This window comes from Chryseobacterium sp. RU37D (assembly GCF_900156075.1).
GTDB lineage: Bacteria > Bacteroidota > Bacteroidia > Flavobacteriales > Weeksellaceae > Chryseobacterium.
In genome coordinates, this window is the sequence record NZ_FTMM01000003.1 from 152,275 (window position 1) to 164,456 (window position 12,182).

Here is a 12,182-nt window from a genome sequence, read left to right on the forward strand (position 1 = left end):
ATGTCATTAAGTGTAAATTATCATGGTTTTTTTGATGGAAATTTCGGGATCGCAGAAGCAACTCGGCTGAATGCCATTGCCATGGAAAATGCCGGCATCAAGGTAAACCGGATCAATTATTCAAGTGATACGCTTGAAAAAATACAAAGTGAAACCAAAGCGGAATCTTCAATTAATATTTTTCACATCAACAGCAATGTTACCCATGAGTTTTTCTCAAAAAATCAGGATATTAAGCTTGCCGGGCATTACAATATTGTTTATTGGGCATGGGAATTCCCCGAGGTATCGGATAAAACAGTTGAGTTTTTAAATATTTTTGATGAATTATGGGTTCCCAGTGACTTCTGTGTTAATATTTTCACCAAATATACAGGAATTCCAGTGATGAGATTTTCTCATCCGATTCAGAAACTCGCTCCTTCCGATGAATTTGATTTGAATGAATATAATATTAAGTCCAATTCAAAAATTTACGTGACGATTTTTGATTCATTGAGTACAACCATCCGAAAAAATCCCGAAGCGACAATTGAATCTTTTATCAAGGTTTTCAATAATGATCCTAAAAGTATTTTAATTGTAAAAACCCATAATCTTGAGCGAAGCAGGGATGCCCAAAAAGCACTCGAAAAGTATTCTGCTATTCCGAATATTATTCTTATTAATGAACATTTTTCTAAAGAAAAGCTTCATTCTTTTATTCAGAAATCTGATGTTCTTATTTCGCTTCACGGCTCTGAAGGTTTTGGGCTGACGATGGCGGAAGCTATGTCTTACGGAAAAATTGTAGTCGGAACAGGCTATTCGGGAAACCTGGATTTTATGAATGTAAATAATAGCTTTCTTATTCAGTATGATTTTATCAAAACATCCAATACAAAAGGATTAATTGCGGAAGGACTGACTTTGGCAAGGCCCGATATTGAAGATGCCGTTGAAAAACTTCAATACATTAAAAGTAATTTTGGAGATTTAGATAAAATTAAAAGTAATGCTGAAGCTCAAATCCGAGATAATTTTTCGGTTGAATCGATTGGAAATCTGTTTAAGATAAGATTAGGTTTTATTGATCAGTTTGATAAAAAAGAAAGCTCGGGAAATAGTGTTGGTAATGTTTTTTACTTGGCAGAAATTGACAGACTTACCGGAAGAGTTAATTATCTTGAAAAAACGTTATACAATAAAATAAGAAAAAAAGTAAATATTTTTCTAAAAAAAATGAAAGGTAAAAAATAGCTTACACAATACCACTACATGTAAAAGCTAATAAATGAATTAATCAATATTCATATGAATGACAAGATTGCTATAGTTGTCCAAAGATATGGTTTGGAAATAAATGGGGGTGCAGAACTTCATGCCCGGTTATTAGCTGAAAAACTGTCAAACACCTATGATGTGGAAATTATTACGACCAGTGCAATAGAATTTAAATTCTGGGACAATTATTATCCTGAAGGAGTTGAAATTATTCATGATATTAGAGTCAGAAGATTTAAAACCTTAAAAAAAGACGTACCGAGATTTAGAAAGCTCAGTAAAGCAGTCTGTAATATTTATAAATATAATACCCGGAAATTAAACCTTTTAAATTTTCCTTATTTATTTTTTAAGAGGCAATACAGCAAAAAAGCATTCAATTTTAATGAATGGCTGGAAGTGCAGGGCCCTTTTTCCACTGATTTAATTGATTTTATAAAAGAAAAAAAAGCAGATTACAAGACTTTTATTTTCTTTACCTATTTATACCATCCTACCAATATTGGCATCCGGGAAGTTTCTGAAAAAAGCATTCTTATTCCAACAGCACATGATGAGCCCCAATTTTATCTTGACGGATATGCACAGGTGTTTTCTTCTGCAAAATACATCATGTATAATACTCAGACTGAAAAAGATCTGGTTGAAAAAGTTTATCCTCAGACCAAAAAAACAGAGTCAGAAATTGCAGGAATTGGTTTTGATGATTATGACCTTACGATAAGCAAGCTGCCGGAAAATCTTCATCCAAAACAATATTTTGTTTATATAGGAAGAATAGTTAAAGATAAAGGCTGCGTAATGATGATTGAATATTTTAATAATTTTAAAAAAACATATCCTGAATATAAAGATCTAAAATTGGTATTGGTAGGTAAAAACTCTCTTGATGAACAAATAACTCAGGGAGAAGATATTATTCTTACCGGATTCATCGATGACGACCTTAAAAACACCCTGCTAGCGAATGCCTGTGCGCTAATAATGCCATCATTCTATGAAAGCCTCTCACTGGTAACGTTAGAAGCAATGTTGCTGAAAACACCTGTAATTGTAAATAAAAATTGTGACGTTTTGTATTCTCATATCAAAAAAAGTGAAACCGGAAAAAGTTTTACAGACAATGATGAGTTTTCTCAAGCCCTTATTTTTTATATTCAGCAAAAACAGAGCGATCTCGTTTTGGAAGGTAATAAAGCAAGAAACTATGTTCTGAAAAATTATTCATGGGATGTTATAATCAAAAAGTTTAATTCAGCTATTAGATCTTTGTAATGATAAAAAAAATTCTCTTTTTTTTTCCTGAAAATCCGTTTTCAAACAGAGCAGGAAATACAACCAGAGCAAAAACTACACTTACCGTTTTAAAAAAACTGGGATACAGCATTGATTTGGCAGGTGTTGATGAAATTTATAAATATCTTAATGACACCACAAATATTGATAAAAATATTGTTGACAATCTATTTTTACTAAAGCAAAAGCCACCGAAAATAAAAACTACGGCAGACTATTGGAAATATAAAATTTCAAAATTCTACAAAAAACCCAATCCCAATAATAATTCTTTGACCGATTTTATAAAGAAAGAGTTCAGGGGCATTTTTACATCAGAACATTACGATATTATTATTATTAATTATGAATTCTGGACAGGATTAATTGATAATTATTCTATGAAAGATACGTTGAAAATCATAGATACTCATGACTGGATCACCCTTAATGAATTTTACAAAAATAAATCATTAGATATTGGCAAACGTTTCAATGAAGAAATAAGCAACCTCGCAAAATTTGATAATGTAATAACCATCTCAGAAGATGAGCATTCGGTTTTCAAAAAATTTTTGGGAGAAAAAGTAATCAATATACCTCCTTCTTTCCCATCACATTTTGAAAAAAATAACCCGGATAAAAAATATGATTTAATATTTGTAGGATCCGAGAATATTTTCAATATAAAATCTATTCAATGGTTTTTTGCCAACGTATATCCCTTACTTCCGGAAAATATTAATATTATAATAATCGGAAGAGTTTGCAGACATATTGAAAAAAGAGAAAATGTAGAAATGGTAGAGTTTTCAGAAAGTCTGGAAGAGTATTATCATCAGTCAAAAATTGCAATCTGCCCAATGCTTGAAGGCACAGGTATTAAAATAAAAGTAATTGAAGCATTATCCTATGGACTTCCTGTAGTGGGTACTGAGCGTGCGGTGGACGGCTTTTCGTCAAAAACATCAAACGGCTGCCTAGTCACTGACGATCCTGAAATTTTTAAAAATAAAGTAATATCTTTATTACAGGACGAAGTATATTATCAAGATATGAAACACCAGGCCGAAGACTATTTTAAAAATAATTTTTCAGAAGAAAAAGCTATAGAAAAATGGAAAAACCTTTTACAGTGATCGATGACTTAGCCATTATTATTCTAAATTACAACTCTTTCGATGATACCAGTCGGGAAGTAGATTCCCTATTAGCTGAAGGTGTTCCGCAGCAATGTATTTATATTGTAGATAATAATTCAGGAGACAAAAAAGGAATTGAGAAGTTTGGAGCTCAGAGGCAGATTAATTATATTTTAAGTGATTATAACGGTGGCTACGCCTATGGTAATAATCTGGCCATTAAAAAAGCTATACAGGACGGAAAAAATTATTTTTTATTGTTAAATCCGGATATCGAAATCTCTTTAGCTTCCATAGAGCAATTATATAAAGACTTAAAGAAATTTTCAGACATCGGAATCATCGGTCCGCGGATTTGCTACAGAAACAACCGGAGCAGAATATTCTCGGACGGTGGATTATTATTTTCAGAGAAAGGCTTTATGGGAGCCCATGCCAACGGCGAGCAGGACAAAAATAATGTAGAAGCACCCCATTACCATTACCATATAAATTATGTAGACGGGAGCGCTTTACTATTCAGAAAAGAAATTTTAAATGAAACAGGCCCGATGAACGAACATTTTTTCATGTATTATGAAGAATCTGAATGGTGTCTGCGCCTTCTGGAAAAAACAAACTGGAAGATCGCTGTGAACACACAATGTGAGGCATATAATCTGGCCAGCAATAAGGGAAGTTTCTATGAATATTATATGACTAGAAACCGAATCTGGGTATGCAGATTATACAATGGAAACATAAAATACGTAACCAAAGAGCGGTGGAAGCTCGCACGAAAAGCAATTAAGAAAGGAAAATTTTCTATGGCGAAAGCTTACATAAAAGGAATATTGCACGGGATTTATTCAAAAATATAATTATGGCTCAACAAAAAATCATCAAAGTCGGATATCTCTTATCTTATGACTATAAATTTATTTTTAATTCTCTTAAACAGGTCTATGATTATGCAGACGAGATATTTATCTGCTATGATAAGGACGGCAAAACGTGGGCCGGTAATGATTTTGAAATTCCCGAAACTATATTTTCGGAAATCCGCAAATTGGATCATCAGAAAAAGATCACGTTCTATGCAGACGCGTTTTATGTAAAAGGAATCAGCGCGATAGACCTTGATACAAGGCAGAGAAACATGCTTGCCGAAAAAATGGGCAATGGCGGATGGCACATTCAGATAGACAGTGATGAGTATCCTATAAATTTTGAAAAGCTTACTTCATTCCTGAAAAAACATAGCTTTCTCTTAAGAAACACAAACAAAACACCTGTTAATTTCTTTGTCAACTTTGTTACTCTTTTCAAGCAGACCGATGAAGGCTTCTTTGTGGTTTCTCCCTATACAGAATCTTGCTTCCTGGTAACCAATGTTCCTCATTACATCAGTGCAAGATACCCTCAGAATACCTATTCCTTGAAATTAAATTTTAATAATATCCACCAGTCTTGGGCGAGAGATAGCAGCGAAATTCTCCAAAAAATTAACAATTGGGGCCACAATAATGATTTTGACACTTCCGAATTTTACAAAAAATGGGAAAATCTGAATATGGAAAATTATACTAAGTTTAAAAACTTCCATCCTGTTTATCCAAAAGACTGGCAGGAGCTACAGTTCATTCCGGCAAAGAATATAGAAGAATTTATAGTAAACTTTGAGAAAAATCACCCTCAAAAAGAGATTAAACTGCCTCTTAAACTTAAAAAGAGATTAAAGCTTTACCTCAAATCTCTTTTTTAAATTATTTAATAAAAACATCCTCAAACTTTTTCATAACTGTAGAAGGATTAAACAGTTTAGAATAGCAGTCCCAGTCTTTACCGAGATCAGGCCTGAAATTATTTAAAATATATATCAGATCTTGCTTATCGCTATACAAAACTGCCTTATCGCCTAAAATATCCAGGTGTGATTTTTCATCGGAGCCGGACCATGTTATGATGGGTTTATTCTTTAGTGAAAACTCACCTACTGCAATACCAAAACTCTCCCCTTGCCATCTGGCATGTAGAAAAGCGTCTGATGTATTGATGAATTTTACTTTTCTTTCAATATCAGTAGTTGGAGGTAAAAAAATTATATTCTTGTAGGATCTAAAGAAATTCCTTTTCACAAATTCATTAGTCCCCATAAAAATGAAATAAATATTCTTATTCTTAAGCGCTGTTTTCTTCACTACATCCATCACAAAGTCAATATCAAAAGTATCCGCACCTCCGTATCTTGCAAATACAACTGCATCTTTAGGAATATTTAATTCTTCGCGAAGATCTCCTTTTATTTCAGGAAGATCAACAATATGAGGAACGAAGGGCAGCTTTCCGCCACTCATTGTTTTTGCCAGCCATTCCGAAACGTATGCATAAACGTTGCCGTACGGTTCATTATATTTAAAAACAGCATGAATAACAGTTTTAAGCAAATCTACGGGCGCATTAGTTTCTTTTTCTCCAGATTTTATGGCATAAAAAAGGTCTGCTTTCAGGCTGGTGATAATCGCATCCCGTTCCATGATGTCTTTATATCCTATAACATTAAATCTTTTTTGAAACCGTTGAATTGATTCTACTGTATTACCCGGGCTGTTTTGGGCATAAAGAATTACAGATTCATTATTCAGAATCGTTTCATTATAATTTGCATAATCAAAAAGTGCATTAGAAGTACCTCTGTAGCATAATTGATTTTCATGGAAAATAATTTTCACTAAAATTATATCTTATTAATTTCTATCATAATCATCTTCAATCCTCACAATATCATCCTCTCCGAAATAGGTTCCCGTCTGTACTTCAATGAAAACAACAGGCCTATCTGAAAGGTTCATCATTCTATGCTTCGCTCCAAGCGGAATGAAAATGCTTTCACCATACTTCAGATTGATTTCTTTATCATCCAGAACCACAGTAGCATCTCCTTCAATGATGGTCCACTGCTCCTGTCTTTTGTGATGGTATTGGTAAGACAACTTTTGTCCTGGATTTACTTCAATTCTTTTTAATTTGTAATTCAGCTCATCGGCCAAAACAAAATATTTTCCCCACGGTCTTTCGCCTATTTCTAGCATAATACTTCTTATTTATTAATACAAATGTAAATATTCAAAACAAAAAAGCCAATAACTGGAACATTAAACCTCCCTAAAAAACATAATTTTAAGTAAATTTGCATCAAAATTTTAATTGAAATGGAGAAAGTAAGAGTACGTTTTGCTCCAAGTCCCACCGGACCTTTACATTTAGGAGGCGTAAGAACCGCATTATATGATTATCTTTTTGCTAAAAGCCAGGGAGGTGAATTTGTATTGAGAATAGAAGATACAGACACTGCAAGATACGTAGAGGGAGCAGAAGAATACATCGAAGAAGCCTTAGAATGGTGCGGAATCACTGCTGATGAAAGTCCTAAAAAGGGAGGAAAATTCGCTCCATACAGACAATCTGAAAGAAGACATATTTACGACGGTTACACAGAGCAGATCCTGAAAACAGATTATGCCTATATTGCTTTCGACACATCTGAGGAATTAGATGCCATCCGTGCAGAATATGAAGCAAGAGGTGATGTTTTTTCTTACGATAATAAAACAAGAAACCGTTTAAGAAACAGCCTTGCCCTTTCTGAAGAAGAAGTTGAAACGCTTTTGCTTAATAAAACACCATATGTGGTAAGATTCAAAATGCCGGTTGACAGAACATTGAACCTTGAAGACATCATCCGCGGAAAATTTTCTGTAAATACCAATACTTTGGATGATAAAGTTTTGGTAAAAAACGATGGGATGCCAACGTATCATTTCGCCAACATTATCGACGATCACGAAATGAAAATTTCTCACGTCATCCGTGGTGAAGAATGGCTGCCTTCTTTGGGTCTGCATACTTTACTGTATGAAGCAATGGACTGGGAAGCACCTCAGTTTGCACACCTTTCTTTGATTTTAAAACCAGAAGGAAAAGGTAAATTAAGTAAAAGAGACGGTGATAAATTCGGGTTTCCTGTTTTCCCCTTAAACTTTACAGATCCTGTAACAGGAAACGTTTCCAAAGGGTACAGAGAGAGCGGATATCTTCCGGAAGCATTCATTAATATGGTTGCATTATTGGGTTGGTCGCCTGCAGATGATAAAGAAATTTTATCGTTGGATGAAATGACAAAAGAATTTGATTTAAATAAAGTTCATAAAGCCGGAGCAAGATTCAGCAAAGAAAAAGCGGAATGGTTCAATCATCAGTATATTCAAATGAAATCTGATGAAGAATTGCTTGAGATTTTAAAAGGATCAGATTTGAATTTAGCTCTTCCTGACGAAAAGCTGTTGAAGATTATTCATTTAATGAAAGAAAGAGCAACTTTCCCTAAAGACATTTACGAAAACGGAAAATTTTTCTTCGAAGCACCAACTTCTTACGATGAAAAGGCATCGAAAAAGGCTTGGAATGATGAAACTTCCGATATTTTAAAAGAATTAGCATTAAGTATTTTGAATATAGAAGGAAAAGAAGACAATGCAGAAACTCTTAAACAAAAGATCCACGATTTTGCGGAGAAAAAAGCCTTGGGAATGGGGAAAGTGATGATGCCGCTGCGTTTAGCCTTAGTCGGAGAATTGAAAGGCCCGGATGTTCCGGACATCATGGAACTTCTTGGAAATGCAGAAGTTAGCACCAGAATCAACAATGCAATCAATAATTTTAAATAGGTTCACATAATTTTTCATAAATTTGAAAGATTTAATTTACTTCAAGAAATGGAATATTTAAGTTTCGAACTCCCTGTTAAAGAACTTGTAGATCAACTTCAGGCTTGTTCTTTAGTAGGAGAAGAAAGTGGTGTTGATGTAAAATTAGCATGCAGCCAGATTGAGGACAAGATCATCGAAAAGAAAAAAGAGATCTATGGAAACCTTACTCCATGGCAGAGAGTACAGCTATCTCGTCACCCTGATCGTCCTTATACACTAGACTATATCAACGGAATGGTGGATAAAGACAGTTTCCTGGAGCTTCACGGAGACAGAAATTTTGCTGATGACCCTGCAATGATCGGTGGTTTAGCCACATTAGACGGTCAGAAAGTAATGATCATAGGAACCCAAAAAGGAAGAACGACCAAAGAAAGACAGCATAGAAGATTCGGAATGCCGAATCCTGAAGGATACAGAAAGGCTTTAAGACTGATGAAGCTTGCAGAAAAATTCAATATCCCTGTGGTGACTTTAGTAGATACACCGGGAGCTTATCCGGGATTGGAGGCCGAAGAAAGAGGTCAGGGTGAAGCCATTGCAAGAAATATTTTTGAGATGGTTCAGCTTAAAACCCCGATATTTACATATATCATCGGTGAAGGTGCCAGCGGAGGAGCATTAGGAATAGGTGTCGGAAACAAAGTATACATGCTGGAAAACACCTGGTATACCGTAATTGCACCGGAAAGCTGTTCATCCATCCTTTGGAGGAACTGGGATCACAAGGAAGATGCAGCCAATGCACTGAACCTTACTCCAAAAGATGCTTTAAGAGAAAAATTCATTGACGGGATCATTGAAGAACCGCTTGGTGGAGCACATTATGATCCAGAGGTGGCTTATTTAAATTTGAAGAATTCAATTTTACAGAATATTAAGGCATTCTCAAAATTCACAGGACAGGAACTGGAAACCCAAAGACAGGAGAAATTCATTGAGATGGGGCAGTTTAAAGGATAAAACAAGAAAGACCGGCTAAGTTAGCCGGTTTTTAAATTATAATCAATTACCGTTATTTTAATAAACCTTCAAACTTTTAACTATTTTCTTAAATTCATCTTCCTCAAAACTAATAGAATTATTCATTATTTTATCTATTGTATAATTCCTTGAAATACAATATTTTGTAAAAAGACATATGTAGATCTGTTTTCATCAGGATAATAGATAATGTGAAAAAATTTCTTGGTTTTGAATCCTTTTATTTCACTTTAAGAATACCTCTTCCACTTACTTATAAAAAAAATTATTTTTTTTTATAGTTTTCTCAGGCTTCTTTTCAATTTTTAGCATTGGAAAAAAATGTCTTTTACATTCTCAATATAGATTATGAGAATTAAAAAATATTTTCTCAAAAAAAATCTAATATTTTCCTTAAAATATAGGTTATGTGGCATCTATTTTTTTCTCTTATTTGGGAAAAATTATATTTATTAAAAAATATTTTGAGAATTCGTAAAATTGCCTAATTTTGCAAATTCTAATAATTCAAACAATTTGATAAATTTTTATGCAAATTTTGGAATAGAAGAAAATTGCTGAAAATATTTTAAACAGGTGAAATTGAAGAAATCTGAGCCCATTTGGATAATAAATTCAAAAACGGAGAAAAGTATAGGGAAACCGAGACGTAAAGTGGATTCTTATTTCCACTAATAATGTCAAAAGAAATTTGCCTCGGAATTATATATGTATTTCCAATTACAACTCAATGAGTTTATTTACCATAATAGTAGATATTTTAGAGAAAGCTGATCGAAAGGTTTGTTATTGCTAATAGTACAAACTAAGTAAATAAATTGATATTCAATAAATAATTAAACAACTATAGGATAAAACAATATCTAAAAAATGAAAAAAAATGCAAACAAAAACAATTAACTTTTTAATTCTCATCTTTAGCACCTTTTTTATGATAATTAAAACTGATGCACAAGAAAACGCAGCTCCTTCAATACATTTAACTTCCTATTTTCCTTCTAATGATGCTATCTTGAAAATGCAAAAGATAAAGATCGTTCAATCGGCTAATAATTCATACTTTGAAATTAATAACTTCACAAAGGGATATGCAGGATTACAACAAACTTCATCTACCCCTTCTGGTAATACAAATATTTTAATTTCTTCATTATGGGATGTCAATACACTTGCCGGTATTTATTCATCTGTAGATTATCATGACGCATTAACTTCTACAAGCCGTTTTGGTGGAGAAGGCGATGGTTGGAAGACGATCAACCCTTACGCGTGGGAAATTAATACCTGGTACAACTTGGTGCAAAGATCCTGGAAATTAAATGGTAAATTATATATCTCTACTTTTATAAATAATATTTCAACCGGAAAGTGGTTTCATACTGCTACACTTTCAATCCCAGATCCAAATGTAAATTTAGGCGCAAATAATGATGCCTTTTTAGAAAACTGGTATGGATATGATCCTTCTTGGAATGGCAGTAAAATAAGAAAAGCATTCTTAAAAGACACGTGGAACTTGAACACCAATGGAAATTGGGAAAAAAATACCAGCGCATTTTTTAGTGCTAATAACAGTGCTGCAGATATACAAAGAAATGGAATATATCATAATAGTTTTAATGCTTATTATGACAATACCGAAAATGCTTACTGCATTCAACATGGAGGAAATTCTACCCCTTCTGCTGCCTTCAATAATGGAAGAACTTTATCTCTTCCTCCTCAAGCTAACCAAGGAACATCACCAATTTTGACTATAGGAACTATTAGTTCTGTAAATGCTAATTATAATAATGGTATCATCAATGTAAACTGGGCGATTGATCAATACAAATCCCCTCAATTAATTGCAAAAATTGATATAATTGACAATCTTAATAATATTGTGAAAACTGAACAATATACACTTCCAGAAAAAAGAAGTACTGCCATAAATTATAATTTAAGCAATGGTAATTATATAGCAAAAGTTACTATTATAGATATTTTTAATCAAACTTCAACACCAAAAACATTTAGTTTTACAGTTGGTAATGGCAATCTTTCAACTGATGAACTTAATTCTTCAAAAGTATTGATTAAAGTCACTCCAAACCCTGCTAAAGAGTATTTAACAGTTGTAGGACAAAACCTTAAACAAGCAATACTTTTTGATGAATCAGGTAAAGCAATCTTGACTGCATCATTAAAAAATTCCAACACACATATTAATGTTAGCTCATTGATAAAAGGATTATATTTTATAGCCATTAAAGACGAAAACAATAAAATTATTCATAAAGAAAAAATTATCATTGAATAACCTCATTGCTTAACCTTATTTATAGAACGTACTCAACAACATCTAAATAATTATTAGGTTTAGCAAGGATGTAAAGAATATTAAACGAGGCTGTCTCAAAAGACAGTCTCGTTTTATTTTCCGCCCATTAGTTTTTATTTAAATAAGGTCTTAATTTTTAATTGGGTCTAAAAATATTGTTATAGGAATAGCTTTTTATGCTACTTTATTCTTTTTAGAGTATGATAACAAGAAGCAGTGTTTCAATTTCCACGAAGCAAAATAACAATCTGGGCAAAGTATCCCCGATCTGATGCTTATTTTCACATCCCCATAAAATCCAATAAATTGACGGAAAAAGAAAATTTTGTTTGGGATTGTAATCTTAAAAAAATACCTTCGAAATATTACACATAAAGCAATTTATAAAAATTGCTGAAAAAGGAAAATCTTTGAGCTTTTCTTTTTTCATAATAAAGATGCTGGCTC

The 12,182-nt window shown here is 33.1% G+C and carries 10 protein-coding genes; 8 read left to right on the top strand and 2 right to left on the bottom strand.

Annotated features, from left to right (window positions below):
- Genes BW926_RS02525 through BW926_RS02545 form a run of 5 tightly spaced genes read left to right on the top strand, consistent with a single transcriptional unit; the run spans window position 1 to window position 5,424 of the window.
- The gene (locus BW926_RS02525) at window positions 1-1,239 is read left to right on the top strand and encodes a glycosyltransferase (RefSeq protein WP_076443877.1); all 1,239 of its coding nucleotides are present in this window, start codon (window positions 1-3) and stop codon (window positions 1,237-1,239) included.
- A gap of 54 nt (window positions 1,240-1,293) precedes the next feature.
- Window positions 1,294-2,538, top strand: coding sequence for a glycosyltransferase family 4 protein (locus BW926_RS02530; protein ID WP_076443879.1), 1,245 nt, complete (start codon window positions 1,294-1,296; stop codon window positions 2,536-2,538).
- Window positions 2,538-3,677 (top strand): glycosyltransferase family 4 protein, encoded by a 1,140-nt coding sequence (locus tag BW926_RS02535; protein ID WP_076443881.1) that lies wholly within the window; start codon window positions 2,538-2,540, stop codon window positions 3,675-3,677. The genes BW926_RS02530 and BW926_RS02535 overlap by 1 nt, the downstream gene beginning before the upstream one ends.
- Complete coding sequence (locus tag BW926_RS02540; RefSeq protein ID WP_228403378.1) at window positions 3,656-4,540, top strand: glycosyltransferase; 885 nt, start codon at window positions 3,656-3,658, stop codon at window positions 4,538-4,540. Before BW926_RS02535 ends, BW926_RS02540 begins: the two co-directional genes overlap by 22 nt.
- A gap of 2 nt (window positions 4,541-4,542) precedes the next feature.
- Window positions 4,543-5,424 carry a hypothetical protein gene (locus BW926_RS02545; RefSeq protein WP_076443883.1) on the top strand — a complete coding sequence of 294 codons (882 nt, stop codon included), beginning with the start codon at window positions 4,543-4,545 and terminating at the stop codon, window positions 5,422-5,424.
- A 1-nt stretch (window position 5,425) separates the two neighbouring features.
- Here BW926_RS02545 and BW926_RS02550 read toward each other — a convergent pair whose 3' ends face one another.
- Window positions 5,426-6,391 (bottom strand): glycosyltransferase family protein, encoded by a 966-nt coding sequence (locus tag BW926_RS02550; RefSeq protein WP_076443885.1) that lies wholly within the window; start codon window positions 6,389-6,391, stop codon window positions 5,426-5,428.
- A 15-nt stretch (window positions 6,392-6,406) separates the two neighbouring features.
- Complete coding sequence (locus BW926_RS02555) at window positions 6,407-6,751, bottom strand: phosphomannose isomerase type II C-terminal cupin domain (RefSeq protein ID WP_076443887.1); 345 nt, start codon at window positions 6,749-6,751, stop codon at window positions 6,407-6,409.
- A 120-nt stretch (window positions 6,752-6,871) separates the two neighbouring features.
- Here BW926_RS02555 and gltX point away from each other — a divergent pair, with 120 nt between their 5' ends.
- The 3 genes from gltX (at window position 6,872) to BW926_RS02570 (ending at window position 11,714) form a co-directional block, all read left to right on the top strand.
- Window positions 6,872-8,386: a glutamate--tRNA ligase gene (gltX, locus tag BW926_RS02560; RefSeq protein WP_076443889.1), complete on the top strand. Its 1,515-nt coding sequence runs from the start codon at window positions 6,872-6,874 to the stop codon at window positions 8,384-8,386.
- Between the two features lie 48 nt (window positions 8,387-8,434).
- Window positions 8,435-9,391 carry an acetyl-CoA carboxylase carboxyltransferase subunit alpha gene (locus tag BW926_RS02565; protein WP_076443891.1) on the top strand — a complete coding sequence of 319 codons (957 nt, stop codon included), beginning with the start codon at window positions 8,435-8,437 and terminating at the stop codon, window positions 9,389-9,391.
- Between the two features lie 901 nt (window positions 9,392-10,292).
- Window positions 10,293-11,714: a DUF3472 domain-containing protein gene (locus BW926_RS02570; RefSeq protein ID WP_083672239.1), complete on the top strand. Its 1,422-nt coding sequence runs from the start codon at window positions 10,293-10,295 to the stop codon at window positions 11,712-11,714.
- The last annotated feature ends 468 nt before the right edge of the window (window positions 11,715-12,182 follow it).